The sequence below is a fragment of the Desulfobacter sp. genome, from assembly GCF_050177295.1.
On the sequence record NZ_JBFXHE010000054.1, the window covers coordinates 1 to 16,685 of the forward strand.

Sequence of the window (16,685 nt, forward strand, 5' to 3'; positions counted from 1 at the left end):
GCAATCTTCCGCTTTTTTCATCAGCACAGTCCATTTTTTTGATTGTTTCAGTTTAGCAAAAAATATCATGCTTTTTGCACTAAAAGATAGGCTTTTTTAAAACCGGGAAAATGGGAATGCGCCCGCCTGGGAAGTGGCACTACCGTTAAAATTGCCAGAGAATTAAAGCGGGATGCTGTCGGTTTTGAACGGGACCTCCGTTACAAGGCCACTATCATGAAAAAGTTGGGGGTTGCTGAAGACCCGAAGCATGAATCCGTCAAGAAGTATTCCGAACGGGTGCTTAAAGAGGTTGAGGCAAATCAGCCAGAAGAGCCCAAAGCAACAGTAATTATGTCCGAGGGGATGGCGGAGGCTGCCGAAGAAATTCTGCCAAAATACCGCCAAGAAAGAAAAAGCGCCTAACTTTAACCAAAGGAGCGGGGGATTGTCTATCCCCGCTCCGTCTCGAAATGGAGGATTGACAAGTATCTTCAGACCACTGTGCCCAAAGTGTGCCCAGGAAAAGACTCTACTCGATCAAAGAGCTTGTCTCCATGATCGGGGCAACCGAATGGTTTTGGCGAAATCAAATATGGGATGGACAACTACCTTATGTCCAAGTTCGAAGAAAGATGTTCATTGATTATCAAGACATCGAAAATTTTATTCAAAGCAACAAATGTAAAAATTAGGGTTGAGGCCCCCCTAAATACAGCTTCGTATGGAAGGGGGCTTTTTTTTACCAGGTGCAAACCATGATTTTCAGGGCAAAGCCTGCTATGATCATGTTTGTCCTCATCTTGCGCCCGTCAAGGCACGATGGAGGTATATATGGGAAGCGTTTATCTGCGCGGAAATGTTTACTGGATTAAGTACTACAGGCAAGGGAAGTGTTATCGGGAAAGTTCCGACAGCACTAAAAAGATGGTAGCCAAAAAACTTTTGAGCAGAAGGGAGGGTGAAATTGCCCAGGGCAAAGTCTCTGGGGTGCAGTTTGAAAAGGTCCTATTTGAAGATTTGGCCGATGCGTTTTTGCGGGATTATCGGATCAACCAGAAAAAATCGGTTGTAAAAGCTGAAAGAAGCGTCAATCACCTGAAAAAAGTTTTTGAACGGATTAGTGTTCCGCAGATTACAACCCCGAGAATCAACAAATTCATTGAATACCGTCTTGATGAAGGTGCATCTAACGCAACGGTCAATCGGGAATTGTCAGCCCTAAAATGCATGTTGAATCTGGGAGCACAGCAGACACCACCGATTGTTGACAGGGTTCCGCATATATCAATGCTGGAAGAAAACAATGTCCGAACGGGATTCTTTGAGCATGATGAGTTTCTGGCACTTAAATCCTGCCTGCCCGAATATCTTAAAGGTTTTGTAACTTTTGGATATAAATCCGGCTGGAGAGTGTCTGAAATCACCGGGCTGAAATGGTCGAATGTAGATTTGGAGAAAAGGGTAGTGTGCCTGGAAATAGGCACAACGAAAAACAAGGAAGGCCGCACTATTTATCTGGATGATGAACTCATGGGGATTTTTAATACCCAACGACAACTCCAAAAGGGGGGAAATAAGATCATCCCAAACGTTTTTCCAAATAGACCAGGGACTGGTCCGATAAAAGATTTTCGGAAGTCCTGGAAAACTGCATGTAAAGCCGCAGGTGTTCCTGGAAGAATTTTCCATGATCTTCGAAGGACCGCTGTAAGAAATATGGTCAGATCAGGCATCCCGGAAAGGGTCGCCATGATGATTTCAGGTCATAAAACCAGAGCCGTTTTTGAGCGTTATAATATTGTCAGCGAAGATGATCTGATGGTAGCTGCCAGAAAACAGGAAAAATATCTGAAAAATCAGTTGGGCACAATTTCGGGCACAGTGACCAAAATCCAAAATAAAAAGGCTTCCAGTTAAGCGCCGAAAGCCTTGATATTCTTGGTACCTGGGACGAGAATTGAACTCGTACACCCTTGCGGGCGAGGGATTTTAAGTCCCTTGCGTCTACCAGTTCCGCCACCCAGGCATTTAATCAGGTGAAAAGTATATTATTGCGCATGGATTTGCAAGCCTAAATTCACAGTTCTTCCTTGACACTTCATCATTCTGTATGTTTTTTCTTTCTGAAGTCCGGGCACTGAATTTTGCAATAGGCTTTAATTCTCCAATGCTTTACGGATGGAATTTGCAAGCTGATATGTATTGGCTGGTTTATATAATAATTGTGATATGCCTGCCTCTTTTGCCGATTCTTCTATATTTTTCCCTAAAAAGCCGGACGTCAATATGACGGGGATAAGAATGCCGGCAGATCTAAGCTTTTTGACCACGTCCAAGCCTGTCAGGCCGGGCATGGTATAATCCGTGATAATGAGATCAAATTCATCTGGACTGGATTGAATTGCAGACAATGCCTGCAGACTGTCTGTAAACGCTGTCACGCGGTAACCTAAGTTGATGAGAATGGACTGTATGGCAGCCGCAATATTAATTTCGTCATCTATCAGGGCAATCCGTTCTGTTCCGTGCTTTATGGAAGGGGTGATTTCTCTGAAACCAGGTGCGTCATCCTTAATGGCGGGAAGAACCACATTGAATATGGTTCCTTCTCCAGGGTGGCTGTAAACTGTGATGATACCGTTCATTTTTTTTACAATGCCGTGAACAACAGACAGCCCAAGCCCGGTCCCTTTCTTCTTGGGCTTTGTGGTAAAAAACGGATCAAAAATATGTTCAATGGTTTCCAAGGACATACCGCACCCTGTATCTGTGATACGAAGGAGAAGATGCTTGCCCTCGTGTATTCCGGGGTGGGTTTTTGTAAATTCCCGGTCCACCATGAAATCCAGCAGTGTCAGCGTAATGGTGCCCGGATTTTCCCCGATGGCATGAACCGCATTGGTAAACAGATTCATGACCACCCGATGAATCTGTGTAGGTTCTGCAAACACGCAGGAGGTGCTGACAATGGATGAATCTATTGTGATGAAAGAGGGTGTGGAGGCACGAAGCAGTTTCAATGTTTCCTTGATAATTGTGCCCAGCTTGACAGACACCAGTTCAACTTCCCCCTGGCGGCTGAAACTCAATATCTGGGTAACAAGTTCTCGGGCTCTTTCCGAGGCAAGAATAATCTTACGTATATTTTTTTCAATATTGGGATCAATGCCACTGGCAAGCAGCGACAACTCGGCATATCCCAAAATGATGCTTAGGATATTATTAAAATCGTGGGCAATTCCACCGGCCAGTGTGCCAATGGCCTCCAATTTCTGGGCCTGGTTCATCCTTTTTTCAAACCTCAGCTCGTCGGTAACGTCCCGGCCGATTTCCAGATACCCCTGAATACGGCCATGCCCATCTCGTACAGGGATAATCATAACATCAAGGGTGATAATATTTTTCGAAACTTTTGCCTTGAATTCGAGGTGGCCTGACCATGCATTGCCCGCTTCAAGCTCCTTCCATATGGCCTGGGATGGTATCCGGGCATTATTTGCAAGCGAGGGGACAGTGCCGATGGCATCCTCAACTTTAATGCCGGTAATTTTTTCAAAAGCGGGATTTGCAAAAAAAATTTTTTTGTTAAGTCCGATCTGTACAATAACTTCTGTGGAGTATTGGGTAACCTGGCTGACGGTGTCCATCATCTGCTGAATGGGTGAGCTGATCCTACCTGAAATAAAAATGATAATAATAATGGTGATGACCACAAAAATAATCCCGCTGATGAAGATATAATTCAAAAGCCTGTTCACCGGCGCCATAACTTCATCTCTGTTCTGGGTGTAGGCTGCTGTCCATCCGGTGCGCTTCACCTGGTTGATAACTGCAATTTTTTCCAGGCCCTCAAAGGTATAAAATGCCACTCCAGGCTGACCGCTGTTAACGATCTCTTTGATCACATGGGTGGCAGGAAGTTCGAACAGGTTTTGTTTTAAGACAACATCAGGGTCAGGATGTACCAGAACCAGCCCTTCTTTGTTGAGCAGATAGGCATACCCCGCCTCTCCAATCGCTGTTTTTGATATAATGTCAGCAAGATATTCCGTTGTAAAAATCAGACCGCAAACGCCCAGGAAAGTCTTATCCTCAAAAATGGGTGCACAAAACACAATAATGGTTTTATAATCACTATTTCCTTTGGCGAAAATCGGATCAGACACATTGGCCACACCATTTTGGGCTTTAATAAAATAATCCCGGCCCGATAAGTCCAGGCCCTGCTGATGAGGGAAACGTAAGTCAGCGTTAACGATTCCGTTTTTATCTGTCAGAAATATAGTGGTCTGATCCAGTTGGATGCTTTTATATATTGCATTGAGTTCACGCACGGCAATTTTGTAATCGCCTGTTTTTGAAGCATAAATTATATTCCTATCCGCGGCAATGGACGTGACAATACGAAGGTTGGTGTCAAGAAAAGTATCAATAACCCAGACAATGTCGTTTGACAGGTGAAGGGATTTTTCTTTCGCCATCTCTATCAGACTGCCTGACAGCTGAATACAGATAATGGTGCCGGTGATGATAAAAGGAATCATAACCGCAACAATGCCTCCGATTATCAGTTTATTTTTCAGGCTGTTATGTCTGGTCATGATAGGTCATCTCACAGGTTTTAAAACCATGGTAAATCAGCAGTCTTAATTTAAAAAATTTAAATTGGGCTGAAAATATCATGTCTTCATGCCATAGTCCAACAACATTCAATATCCCTTGTTTGGAACCGGATGAAAAAATATGGCATTGATTTAAAAAAAATATTAGAATGCTAACACAAATCTAACAAAAGGCCCGATTTTGACAATTATTGGATTTACATAAAGGCGGATTTTCTGATGCAGCAGGCCATTGATTCCATATTTTTTGACCGGAGGGATTACAAACTCATTGAAATTGTAAACTCGGTGTATAACGAACCCAAAACCCTGGGATACACAGGCAAGCTGCTCTATCCTTTTTTTCATCCCCTGGGAATCAAGGAGCTTGCAGAATCCAGGGGGCTTCGCACAGCATATTCAATTGTCAATCTCATGGAATCCATTGAAAGCGGTAATATCACAAGCCGTCTTCAGGCCTTATCCGGGCTAAAGGACGATCTTGTGGATACCGTTGGCGGCCCCATGCCCAAAAATACGTCCCGGGTGCTGCTGCAGATTATGAAAGATCTGGTCCGGGCCAAGGGAAATTCTATCCAGCAGCTCAGACTTGCCCATGATTTCAGGATGGCTGCATTTGGCAAGCCTAAAATTATCAGGCGCCTGCTTGATCAGTATCATCTGCTTGAAATGCCCGAAGAATGGAATCAGATCACCTTTGATGATCATGTCCACGATGCAAATACCTCGGGCAGAAAAAGCCCCACCCATCTGATCATGGATGCCTGGATCAAAGGCATTCGAAGGCTTAGAGTGATTTATTATCATTATATAGAACCCAGATGTGCAATTGAGCTTATTGAAGCAGCAAGAATCCTGGAGATTGATCTGAGAATTGGCATTGAGTTCTGGTCTCTGCACCGGGACAGGTATATCTCATTTATCTGGGTGTCCAGGGGACTGCTTAATCTGGAATCATTTTTATGGTTCCTGGCGTCTGATCCGGTTGTAAAGTTCATGCAGGAAGGAAGAGCCCTGGTCAATTTCCAGAATGATTATCTTCATCTTCTGCTGGACAGATTCAACCAGTCCTGGCGTATTGAACTGTGCCGGGATCTTGGTATAACCATGATGCCTGTTAAGGCTGAAGAATTCCAGACGTTTGTCGTTCCAGGGCAGCCAAGCCTCCAATACCTTGGTGAATTCATTTACTCAGAAATTATCCAGGCTATTCAGACACAGATTTCTGCGTTGAAAGAGAAGGATAACGCTCAGGAAAATAAAGAAGAGATTGTCCGTCTGACAAAAATTTTAAATCATGTTACGGTCAAAGACCTTCTCAGTAAATATCTTGATGCAGACCATTTCTTCAGCGGGCTTCGTGATTATGTTAAAGAAAAAACACAGACCGCACCCCAAAGGCTTTGTGTTTCTTTTTGTTCACTTCTGGATCAGATTGATAATCTGCTTGATGATTTTCGCATCACCCTGAACCTTGACAGGCTTCGGCCTGAAGATGTGCTTGAGCTTTTATATAAAAGCAGTGGACGGATCTCCAGAATTGAAATGATCAATATGAAAAAATACAACCCGGCGGACAATGAGACCATGTCCCTTGTCAATGAACTTCAGAAAGCCGTGAACCAGGGCAGTATTCTGAAGTTAAAACGGGTAATTTCAAAAATTATTGCCGATGTGAAACAACATGTGACCGACCAGCAGGAAAACAGGCTCAAAGCGCTGTCTGAAATACTCTATGATATTGATGAGTTCAAACATATGTTTGATGCCCGGCCCATCAGGCTGAGAATCGGGTCAGATTCAACCGGAAAACGCGGCCAGGCCTATGGAATGGGATTTGCCGTTCTAGACACCCTGCCCTTCAGGGTCTCACGAAAAGTTAAAAACAAAACAGACGGAAGGATAATTTTACCTGTCAATGTTAGGACTTCCTTGTGCACCACGATATCCCGACCTGAATCCCAATCCGGTTTATTGGCCTGGATTCCGGGCATACGGACCTTGCTGTCCACCAAAAAAAGAGAGTGGATAGCAGGCCCTTTTTCATTGGACAATATATCAAACGGCAATATTGTGACCCTTGGCAAAACAAGTGTGGGAATGCATCAACCCGACATCACAATTGATTCTTATGAAAAAAGCGAAACAAAAAGATACTGGAAATACCTTGATACAAAGTTGAAAAATTTTTTAAAAATTATTCTGGGATTTATTCCTGCCCAGCTTTGTTTCATGCTGACCAAAGACTGGTGGCTTCTAGCCTATTGTGGGGCGGTGGTCTGGTTTGGAATAACCGGCATAAGAAATGTGATACAGTCGGTGCTCGGCGGAGGCGGTATTAAAAGGGCCTCGCTATTAAAATGGAATGATTATGTCAGTTGGGACAGGCTTGCGGATTCCCTTTTATTCACGGGTTTTTCAGTCCCCCTTCTTGATTACCTGGTTAAAACCCTTCTTTTGGACAACACCTTGGGCATTAACATGAATAACGGTCCTGTGACGCTTTATACCGTCATGGGCCTTGCCAACGGTATCTATCTTTCCACCCATAATTTCTTCAGAGGGCTGCCCAAAGGGGCTGTTACCGGCAATTTTTTCAGAAGCATTCTTTCCATTCCTGTTGCGGTTGTGATCAGTGCAGGCATAGGCGCTGTCCTATGCTTTTTCAATGTTCCAAATGTTAACGGGGTTCTTCAGAAGTGGGCAGCCATCATTTCAAAAGGTGCATCTGATATTGTAGCCGGATTCATTGAAGCTGCGGCTGACCGGTCTGTTTATACACGTCTTCGAAAACAAAATATCCGTAAAAAAATATCAGAGCTTTTTGATATTTATTCCAAACTGATTATGCTGTTTCCTGAAACAGAAGAACTGACTATCTTAGAAAATTCAAACATGCTTTTAGATAACAAGAACTCGGAAGTCCGGGATTTGGCAACACTTATCATCATCAATGCCCTGGATTTGTTTTATTTCTGGATGTACCTGCCCCGGGCCCAATCCTCATTAATCCATGTGGTTTCAGAAATGACGCCGGAAGAAAAGACAATATTTTTCCAGGCCCAGAACATGCTGCGTCATGAGCATCATATCAGCAGATTGTTTGTGGACGGGATTCTGGGTAGAAACTTTTCTCGGCCCCTCTCCTTTTATCTAACTTTATACCCCTCTTACCTTAACAACATTGAAAAGGTAAAGACCTCCATTCTGGGCGAAAAATCCGACGAGAGGCCATATTCATAACCATTTTTTTTGACAAGGGGTTAGGGTTCTATTTTTTTTGCGCACAGATCCCGCCCAGCTATAAATAAATGGCAAAAAAGAATGCAAATCAAAAAATAACTTTTGATTTGCATTCTTTTTGTGTAATAAAAGCCCGCATAATAATACTATTTTATAAATAAAATTATATAAAATATACAAATTTGTATGTTTTATATTACCCAATGGGGAATGGATAAATGAAGAGAGTTAAGGATATTAAAATAGGTGTCAAGCTGATTTGTTCGTTTTTGGCTGTGGGTATTATTCCGTTGGGAATTCTGGGCATGATTTCCATTCATCTGTCGACCAAAGCATTGGAACGTTCGGCTTTCAATCAATTGGAAGCTGTCAGGGAAATAAAGAAGTGCCAGATTGAGGACTTTTTCCAGGAGAGGATCGGCGATATCAAGGTGCTTGCAAACAATCCATTTACAAAAAGTGCGGCCAAAGCCATGGGCCAGGCCTTTAGTTCAGCAGGCGGGGTACAGTCAAACCGTTTTGTTGGAAAAACCGGCGGGGTGTATGATGCGCCGGATTCATATAAACAGGTTCACGATATCTATTTTGAAATTTTCAAACACTATATGGAACAATATGGTTATTATGATGTCTTCCTGCTTGATCCCGTACATGGAGACACCTATTTTACCGTCACCAAAGAGGCTGATTTCGGCCAGCGCGCACAAGGGATTGATTCGTCCTTGCGGGATGTATGGCAGGCAGCCCAAAACGGTAGAATCACCATCTCCGACATGCGTCCATATGCGCCTTCTGCCAATGCACCGGCCCAGTTCCTGGCAGCCCCCATCAAAGAAAACGGTAAAACTATAAGCATTCTTGCTTTTCAGCTCTCCATTGATGCCATCAACAAAATAATGACAGAACGCAGCGGTATGGGTACCACCGGCGAATCTTATCTGGTGGGGCAGGATAAACTCATGCGCTCAGATTCATATCTTGATCCGGACAATCACACGGTTGCCGCCTCTTTTGCCAACCCTGAAAAGGGCAAAGTTGATACCCAGGCATCTGGTAGTGTCCTTTCAGGGGAAACCGGGAAAAAAAGTATAATCGACTATAACGGGAAACCGGTTTTGTCTGCCTATACTCCGATCAAGGCGGGTGAAACCCTCTGGGGGCTTTTAGTTGAAATCGACGAAGCAGAGGCATTCAGTTCCATTCAGTCTATAAAAATACATATTGGAATTATAGTGCTGATTTCAATTTTTTTGATTGTTTTGCTTGCTATGTTCATGGCCCGATCAATCACCATCCCCATCAAAAAAGGCGTGGACATGGCCAGAAAAATGTCTGATGGTGATTTGACACAGACCCTTGATATTGATCAGAAAGATGAAATCGGCATACTTGCCCAGGCATTGAATATGATGTCTTCACATCTGCGGCAGATGTTCAATGACATTATGACAGGCACCCAAACGCTTACCACGGCCTCGGCTGAACTGTCAGCCATTTCCGGACAAATTTCGTCAAATGCTGAAACCACTGCCGGGAAATCAACCAAGGTCACATCGGCTGCCCGGGAAATGAATGAAAAGATAACCCATGTGGCAATATCCACAGAAGAAATGACTGCAAACATTCAGATGATTGTATCTGCAACTGAAGAGATGACAGCAACGATTCAGGAGCTGTCCAATAATACCTCCACCGGAAATGAGACCACCTCCCGTGCCGTGGAAAAAGCAAAAACAGTTCTGCACAAAGTTGATGCGCTTGGTGCTGCGGCTCTGGAGATCAGCAAAGTCTCGGATACCATTGCAGAAATCTCAGAACAGACCAATCTTCTGGCATTAAATGCCACCATTGAAGCGGCAAGGGCTGGGGAAGCCGGTAAAGGCTTTGCCGTAGTCGCAGGGGAGATCAAAGCATTGGCACAGCAGACAGCCCAGGCAACAGAGGAAATCAGTTCCAAGATTTCAGGGGTTCAGGCCACTACGGGTGACTCGGTGGGCGCCATAAAAGCCATTGTTGAAATCATTAATGAAATTAACTCGATTGTCAGTTCTGTGGCGGTGGCTATTGAAGAACAGTCCGCCACTACCCAGGAAATTGCAAATAATGTCAGCCATGCGGCCCAGGGACTTGACAGCGTCAATGAGAGTGTGAACCAGGTATCCGGTGTGGCCGGCGAAGTGACCAAAGACATTAGTGATGTGAGCAAGGCAACAGATGAAATGAAAACAGGCAGTCAGCAGGTCATGACAAATGCAGGGGAATTGTCAAACCTGGCAGGGGAATTAGAGGAGATGATAAACCGGTTCAAGATTTGATCTCGGTTTATGAACAAGATCAGGAATTTATACAAACCAGTATGTTTTTTTGCCAAGGCCTGAATTATGCTTGAAAATAACAACTAAATTGTCATATAATCTTTTTTTCATAATAATGGCTTATTTATTTTAAGGATAAATCAATGGCAAAAATGTTTTACACCGGGAACAGGGAATCCAAGCTTCTTTCCAAGATTGAGTCTTCCAAGGAGCGGGAAAGAATTAAAACCATCAGCACTATCCGGGAGAACATTGATTCATTCAGTAACAAAGTTTCCATGAAACTCATTGAGACCGGGCTCATTGAAACCGTGAGCAAATCCAGTGTGGAAAACCAGATTGTGCGTTGCTTAGATACTCTGTGCCGGGCCGAGGATTTTGATATTGACTATGCAGTAGCCCCGTTCAGAGCCCTGGTTTCAAACCCGAATATTGCCAGCCTTTACCTGACGGCATTTGTGGTTGAAACATTGATCAACCACAAAGATGTCATTGATATCTACGGCAGCGACGATGATATCTATTTTTGTATTCAAAAAGAATTAACTGCCCTGATGGAGGGTGGCAACGGGTACTGATTAACCTGCCTGGCAGTTTATTTAAATTAATACAGGCCGCTTTTCCGGAATCGCAATCGTATCCGGAAAGCGGTCTGTTCTTTTTGTTTTTTATCCTTATTTCTTAACCCGGCCTCGTTCTGGTAATAGTGACCGGTTATTCCGTTTGAAAACAGGCTGGTTGCCCTTCTTTTCTGAATAAGCTGGATGGATACGTTCTGTTTTAAATGGCATTTTTAATGTTTACACGCAGCAAAAGATCGCCTGGGGGCATATCTGGTAAGAATTTCCCCATCCCCTTAAGCCGCAGCATGGACCCATGCCGGATACCCGCAGGCACCACCACCCGGTAAACGGATTTTCTGAACCCCCAGGGGATGGTGACAAGTTTTTTAGTCCCTGTGAGTGCTTCAAGGGACGTCAGTGCAATGGTGCCGTAAAGGTCAGATCCGCCTGCCGGGCCTTCCCCGGGGGTGATGACCTGAAGCCTTGGACTGCGTTTTTTGCGGGTGTATCTGTCAATTCTTTCCCTGAACCCGGTCTTGGGCAGTTTGGTGTTCATGCCAATAAGGGCCATGCCCGAAAGAAAACCGCCAATGTGGGCCCACCAGGCAATGCCGGCACCGCCACCCTGCCCTGTGGCGTTAATGAATTGAAGAAAAAACCAGATCCCCAGAAAAATAAACGCAGGGATCCTGACGAACAAAGGAAAAATAAGCACAGGGATCAGAGTGAGGATTTTATTTCCCGGATGAAGAAGAAAATAGGCTCCCATAACCCCTGCAATGGCACCGCTTGCACCAATGGTTGGTACAGCAGATGAATGGTTGAGCAGAAAATGGAAAACCGCGGCAAGGAGTCCACAAACCAGATAAAAAACGGTGAACCGAAACGGCCCCAACTCCTGTTCAATATTGTCACCGAAAATAAACAGAAACCACATATTTCCGATCAAATGCCAGAAACCGCCGTGCAGAAACATATAGGTAAAAGGTGATGACAGTTTATTCAGCCGGGAAAAATAAGCCGCCATCTGCGCCATGGTGTATTTTGCAGGGACAAAGCCGAATGTGTAAGCAACTGCCTGATCATCTATTCCCGTAATCATCTGCCAGACAAAAACCAGACTGGTGATAAAAATAATGGTATAGGTTGCCACCGGCGAGGCTTCTGTTTCCTGTTCATCTCTTAATGGGATCATGAAGACACCACCCGGAACTGAAATTTTTTGGACAATCTGGTTTTAAGTTTTTTTAAAAGTTCCATAACCGCATCTTCAGGCGTGTATTCTTTAAGAGTCCTTCCTTTGGAAAGAAACTTGAACAGGTTTGAATTTTTTTTATCCAGTTTAAGAGATAACCGCACATATTCAAGAAGGGTAAAATAGATGCCAGCCATCTGATGCGCTTGACTTCTGGCGATCAGGGTCTTTCCCCTAAGCGTCAGGCTTTGTTCAAGGGCCTCTACGGCCTGTTTTATGCTAATAAATGATTTCGGAAAATCGAAACCTGCATCAATCATCTGATCAGCATGCCATAAATCTTCTTCCATCTCAAGGAAATCCAGATACAGTACGGCTGTCAGAATGGATTTAACGTCGTAATAGATATCAGGGTCATGGCCGGCCCTTGGGCCTGCGACATTAAGTACAAGGATCCCTTGGTCCAGGATGAAGGCGTGAAGGATCAATGCCGCCTCAAAAATATCCTGTTCCAGCAGATTTATTCTGCAGACCCATTTGCCTGTTTTCCGTGCAAACGCATAGGTCAGGTATGAGCCGCCTGTTAAAGGCCCCCTGGCAATGATCACCGTGCCGTCGGAATCAAGTATGTTTTGCCGGGTCCGGGCAGGATAATCCCTGGTATCCATCTCCTTTAAATTGTAAAAATCGGGCAATGGCCCGGATTCCGTTCTCCGGCCTTTGGTAATCCATCCGCCATGGGGAACATTGAATTTTATGGCGAAATCCAAAGCAGCACGATCTGCTCCTGTTTGTCCGCCTGACACAATTTTATTCAAAAGCCCCATGGCATCCTTAATATAATTAAACCCAAACCGCGTCAATCAGTCTTTATGCTTTACAATGGTGAAAATCGCCTTCTGAATACCGTCTGCAATATCCCTATTCGAAATTGGATTTGCCTGATTCTAAAAATTTATGCGGCATTGTACCATTTTCATACTTTATTGTAGGCGTACCCGGGTTAGAATCCGGCTCTCCCGTGGTGGTCATTCCGGAACATTTCCGATGTCCAGAAGCTCCCCACAGTTTGTTCGATACCGCATCCCCTCTTTTGTTTTTTCGGGAATGAACTCCCGGCCTTTGCGAATTTTCCAGCCACCGTCCAGCGGCGTTCAGGCAGCATGCCGGAGTAGGCAAGTGCCCGGTCTCCGTCCACAAGGGCTGTCCTGGTATTTACGTCTATTTGGGGCAATAGCGATGACCGTGCTTCCTTCACTTTGGCAATTCCAGCTTCCACAGATTGATTCCCGGCGGCAAGATCCGGGTTCGCTGCCAGCGCCTCTTCCATGACCATAGTGATATTGAGCCTGCGTTCCACATTACCGGTTCCATCGCTGATCAGTTCCGCCCCGGTGAGAAGATCCCAATAGGGTGCAATACCAATGGCCCGGACCGTTGCCATGTTGATTGTGACTTTTTCTTCCGATGTAAAGACGGTTGGCATCTGCCCTGGGTCAGCACCGTTCAGTACCTCCAAAATGTTGGCTGCAACAGTTCGGGCCAGGCAGACTTGGTGATTTTTGGGAACAGTGCTTATCATAATTCCCATTTCAACATCATACGGTCCTTGACATGAGTAGCTGGGCAGCTTCCGGGCAATCAGATTTTTTGCCAGTTTTTGGAATTCATCATCGGTGAGCCGGGGCAGGGAGCCTATCAGGACGGCATCGGTATTTCCGGATATTTTTGCAGCCGCTTCCCTGGCAGATTCGTTTACTGTCACGATCTCAGCATCCAGATTATGAGCTTTAGCTATTGAATGGATCAATTCATTCAATTCCGGAATGGACGCCATGGTAAAGCCATCAACAATAACAGCAATCTGTTTAACAGGAGCCATTTTGAACAAAAGCTGAAACTTCCTGTCCGGATTTCTCATTGCATTGAGGTAGTTCAGATTGTAGATGCCACTTTTCCCGCTGTCTGACGAAATAACCTTCAATTTTGGGATAACCGCATTGGCAGCGAAAATTGGCTTAGTGAAATTGCTCCGTTTGCACACCTCGTATGACGAGACATTACCCAGAACCAGAATCATATCCACCTTGTCTGAAGCCATCAACCGGTCAAAGGCTTGGTTGATCTGTTCTGTATTCCAGCCGCCGCTGAGCGATGAACCGGCCGGAAAGCTCAACTTGAACCTATCATTGGTTATGCTTTGAAGTTCTTTGACAAATATTGATTTCAGTCTTGCGGACTGCGCGGAATCACCATCGTACAGGATGCCTATCTGAATGCTTTTTGCATGGGCAACAGGAACGAAGATCAGGGCAACCCAAACAAGCATCAGGACTACCTTCCTGTAGATTATTTCATATCGGGACAGCATAATTAATTTCCCTGTGTAATTGATTTTTTCCTTAATTGCTCGGCTTGTATTTAATCCCAAAGAACGTAGTATACAGTGTTGGTACGACAACCAGCGTCAGAACAGTGGCAAATCCCAGTCCAAACACAATGGTGACGGCCATGGATGCATAAAAATCATCCGTGAACAGCTGAATCATTCCCATCATGGTCGTCAAAGATGCCAGCATGACCGGCCGCATTCTCATTACCCCGGAATCAACCACAGCCTGAAAACGCGTTTTGCCGCTTTTAATTTCTATATCGATCTGATCAATGAGGACAATGGCATTCTTGATCAACATGCCTGAAAGGCTCATATAACCCAGCATGGCCATAAACCCGAAGGGCTGATTAAACAAAAGCAGGCCGATCACAACCAGCACCATGACCCCGAAGAACAGGGGGATGCCGCTTCCAAGTTGATTGCCGGCATCGGAACTGTCCTCAGCATCCCCGCCCCAGGCCAGAAAATATCCCGGCATTCCCTTTAACGGAATCATGTCATCGTAAAGCACTGGGATGGTATCTGCCGTAATGGTACCAGATTTTTTTCCAAGATATGATGTATAGTCAACATCAAGGGACTGCTCCACCTTTGGCTTGATCCGGTGGAAGAGAACGGAGGGCAGTTCTGTGCGGGGATCGCAGTGCAGGGTAATCATACTGCGGCGCTGGCGTCTGGAAATGCGGGCGTTTTCAAATTCTGTGGCAAAGCCGTCTACCACCTGGGCCAGGGGAATGCTTTTGCCGGCCGTGGGGCTGAATATCTGGATATCCCGCATATCCTCCATAGTGCCGCGTTCTTTGGCTGGTGCCCGGGCGACAATCGGGATCAGGGCCGCTGATTCGAAGCTGAATCTTGCCGCCATTACCCGGGCCGATGTTGAGCCGCCTTGCGTTGACGCTCGCATCGGGCAGCATCTGTTCAAGATCGTTCTATACCCGGTTCAGAATCTGTTTGATCACGGCATAATCCTTCACCCCGACAAGCACACTGCAATAGTGCGGACCAATATCCATGGGCACATTATAGGTAAGCATAAACCTGGAGTGGGCCGAACCTATAGCCGAGGCAATATCCGTGACACCGTAAATACCCCGCAGATATTGTTCTATGCGTGCCACCCCTTTTTCGGTTTCGCGGATGTGGATGCCCTCGCGGAACTGGCACTCAATAAAAAACTGGGAACGTGTGGAGGGTGGAAAAAATATGTTATCCACATACCGGAAACCGTAAATTGAAAGAAAGAACAATCCCAGCGCAAACGAGATGGTGATCCAGCGAAACCGCATGGCCGCCACAAGCAGTCTGCGATAGGCCTGGAAAACCTTGCCGCCGTACGGATCTTTCATTTCCGTGGATTTCCCGTCTTCATCCCGGTGGTTAAGCCGTTTTCCCATAACAAACTGCCTGGTTAAAAGCGGTGCAGTGGTCACCGCAGCAAGCCAGCTTAATGCAAGGAAAATGAGAATTACATAGTAGAGGGAGGCTGTAAACTCACCGGTAAGGTTCTGCATGGTGCCAAGGGCGGCAAAGGATAAAACACTCACGGCTGTGGCGCCAAGCAGGGGAACGGCATTCTGGGCCACAACCAGTTTTGCCGCCTCTAATCCCTCCATTCCCTGTTCCATGCGCACCTTCATGCCGTCCACCACCACAATGGCATTATCCACCAGCATGCCCAGTGCAATGATAAGCGCACCCAAAGATATGCGTTGCAGGGCAATGTCGTACAGGAATTTGTTGCATCAGTTCTTCAATACGGGCCTTGACCGCACTCCCCATGACCACGGCATTCCCGCCTGAAGCGGTGGAAATGGCAATACCTATGGCCGGACGACCGTTGAACCTTAAAATTGTCTGGGGCGGGTCCGCGTATTCACGGCAAACCTTAGCAACATCCTTTAAATAAACAAGCCTGCCTTTCCGGCTGGCGATAAAAAGTTCGTTAAAATTTTTTTCCGAGTTGAACGTTCCTGTCGGGTTGACCGGGATATATTCAATGCCGATTCGAATTTTTCCCGCATCCACAGGCAGGTTTTTGGCACGCAAGGCATCGAAAATTTCTTCCCGGGTGATCCCGAGGGCAGCCATTTTTTCCCTGGACATCTCGACATAAACCGCTTCGGTCTGTTCGCCAAAAAAAACAATCTTCTTAACATCGGAAACCGTCAACAATTCCCGTTTTTCGGGAATATCCAGGGGGTGCGGTAACTGTTGCCGTCATTCCCGGCAGAATAGTGATGTCGGGCGTATTCCCATTTTCCCGGTCATGCCGCTGGCACTGGATTGTGCGTATTTGCCATCTGTTTCAGGCAGTTCCAACGCCCTGCTTTATAATATGAGCGTAACATAATCATTCTTCCTGCATTC

12 protein-coding genes and 1 tRNA gene are annotated in these 16,685 nt (G+C 45.5%); 5 read left to right on the top strand and 8 right to left on the bottom strand.

Annotated features, from left to right (window positions below; all coding sequences use genetic code 11):
• Positions 1-216 precede the first annotated feature (216 nt).
• Positions 217-405, top strand: a complete 189-nt coding sequence (locus AB7U36_RS06395; RefSeq protein WP_428158963.1) for a hypothetical protein — start codon at positions 217-219, stop codon at positions 403-405.
• A gap of 408 nt (positions 406-813) precedes the next feature.
• Entirely contained in the window at positions 814-1,899 is a 1,086-nt protein-coding gene (locus tag AB7U36_RS06400) for a tyrosine-type recombinase/integrase (RefSeq protein ID WP_428158964.1), read from the top strand.
• 22 nt (positions 1,900-1,921) lie between these two features.
• On the opposite strand, the gene AB7U36_RS06405 is transcribed toward AB7U36_RS06400, so the two are convergent.
• Positions 1,922-2,008: transfer RNA gene (locus tag AB7U36_RS06405), tRNA-Leu, on the bottom strand.
• 130 nt (positions 2,009-2,138) lie between these two features.
• Positions 2,139-4,583 carry an ATP-binding protein gene (locus tag AB7U36_RS06410; protein ID WP_428158965.1) on the bottom strand — a complete coding sequence of 815 codons (2,445 nt, stop codon included), beginning with the start codon at positions 4,581-4,583 and terminating at the stop codon, positions 2,139-2,141.
• A 240-nt stretch (positions 4,584-4,823) separates the two neighbouring features.
• On the opposite strand from AB7U36_RS06410, the gene AB7U36_RS06415 reads away from it, so the two are divergent.
• From AB7U36_RS06415 to AB7U36_RS06425, 3 genes are all read left to right on the top strand, one after another.
• Positions 4,824-7,847, top strand: a complete 3,024-nt coding sequence (locus AB7U36_RS06415; protein ID WP_428158966.1) for a hypothetical protein — start codon at positions 4,824-4,826, stop codon at positions 7,845-7,847.
• 218 nt (positions 7,848-8,065) lie between these two features.
• Positions 8,066-10,162, top strand: a complete 2,097-nt coding sequence (locus tag AB7U36_RS06420) for a methyl-accepting chemotaxis protein (protein ID WP_428158967.1) — start codon at positions 8,066-8,068, stop codon at positions 10,160-10,162.
• A 143-nt stretch (positions 10,163-10,305) separates the two neighbouring features.
• Positions 10,306-10,740, top strand: coding sequence for a hypothetical protein (locus tag AB7U36_RS06425; protein WP_428158968.1), 435 nt, complete (start codon positions 10,306-10,308; stop codon positions 10,738-10,740).
• A gap of 202 nt (positions 10,741-10,942) precedes the next feature.
• Here AB7U36_RS06425 and AB7U36_RS06430 read toward each other — a convergent pair whose 3' ends face one another.
• The 6 genes from AB7U36_RS06430 to AB7U36_RS06455 all read right to left on the bottom strand — a co-directional run bounded on the left by AB7U36_RS06430 (position 10,943) and on the right by AB7U36_RS06455 (position 16,487).
• Positions 10,943-11,920 carry a rhomboid family intramembrane serine protease gene (locus tag AB7U36_RS06430; RefSeq protein ID WP_428158969.1) on the bottom strand — a complete coding sequence of 326 codons (978 nt, stop codon included), beginning with the start codon at positions 11,918-11,920 and terminating at the stop codon, positions 10,943-10,945.
• Positions 11,917-12,783, bottom strand: a complete 867-nt coding sequence (locus AB7U36_RS06435; protein WP_428158970.1) for a putative molybdenum carrier protein — start codon at positions 12,781-12,783, stop codon at positions 11,917-11,919. The genes AB7U36_RS06430 and AB7U36_RS06435 overlap by 4 nt, the downstream gene beginning before the upstream one ends.
• Before the next feature lie 140 nt (positions 12,784-12,923).
• Positions 12,924-14,249 (bottom strand): ABC transporter substrate binding protein, encoded by a 1,326-nt coding sequence (locus tag AB7U36_RS06440; protein ID WP_428158971.1) that lies wholly within the window; start codon positions 14,247-14,249, stop codon positions 12,924-12,926.
• Between the two features lie 73 nt (positions 14,250-14,322).
• Positions 14,323-15,222, bottom strand: coding sequence for an efflux RND transporter permease subunit (locus AB7U36_RS06445; protein WP_428158972.1), 900 nt, complete (start codon positions 15,220-15,222; stop codon positions 14,323-14,325).
• A gap of 25 nt (positions 15,223-15,247) precedes the next feature.
• Complete coding sequence (locus tag AB7U36_RS06450; RefSeq protein ID WP_428158973.1) at positions 15,248-16,018, bottom strand: efflux RND transporter permease subunit; 771 nt, start codon at positions 16,016-16,018, stop codon at positions 15,248-15,250.
• Positions 15,978-16,487 carry an efflux RND transporter permease subunit gene (locus tag AB7U36_RS06455; RefSeq protein WP_428158974.1) on the bottom strand — a complete coding sequence of 170 codons (510 nt, stop codon included), beginning with the start codon at positions 16,485-16,487 and terminating at the stop codon, positions 15,978-15,980. Before AB7U36_RS06455 ends, AB7U36_RS06450 begins: the two co-directional genes overlap by 41 nt.
• Positions 16,488-16,685 lie beyond the last annotated feature (198 nt).

Coding starts and splice junctions, on each gene's coding strand:
- AB7U36_RS06395 (WP_428158963.1), top strand. CDS start 217: ATGAAAAAGTTGGGGGTTGCTGAAGACCCGAAGCATGAATCCGTCAAG.
- AB7U36_RS06400 (WP_428158964.1), top strand. CDS start 814: ATGGGAAGCGTTTATCTGCGCGGAAATGTTTACTGGATTAAGTACTAC.
- AB7U36_RS06410 (WP_428158965.1), bottom strand. CDS start 4,583: ATGACCAGACATAACAGCCTGAAAAATAAACTGATAATCGGAGGCATT.
- AB7U36_RS06415 (WP_428158966.1), top strand. CDS start 4,824: ATGCAGCAGGCCATTGATTCCATATTTTTTGACCGGAGGGATTACAAA.
- AB7U36_RS06420 (WP_428158967.1), top strand. CDS start 8,066: ATGAAGAGAGTTAAGGATATTAAAATAGGTGTCAAGCTGATTTGTTCG.
- AB7U36_RS06425 (WP_428158968.1), top strand. CDS start 10,306: ATGGCAAAAATGTTTTACACCGGGAACAGGGAATCCAAGCTTCTTTCC.
- AB7U36_RS06430 (WP_428158969.1), bottom strand. CDS start 11,920: ATGATCCCATTAAGAGATGAACAGGAAACAGAAGCCTCGCCGGTGGCA.
- AB7U36_RS06440 (WP_428158971.1), bottom strand. CDS start 14,249: ATGCTTGTTTGGGTTGCCCTGATCTTCGTTCCTGTTGCCCATGCAAAA.
- AB7U36_RS06445 (WP_428158972.1), bottom strand. CDS start 15,222: ATGCGAGCGTCAACGCAAGGCGGCTCAACATCGGCCCGGGTAATGGCG.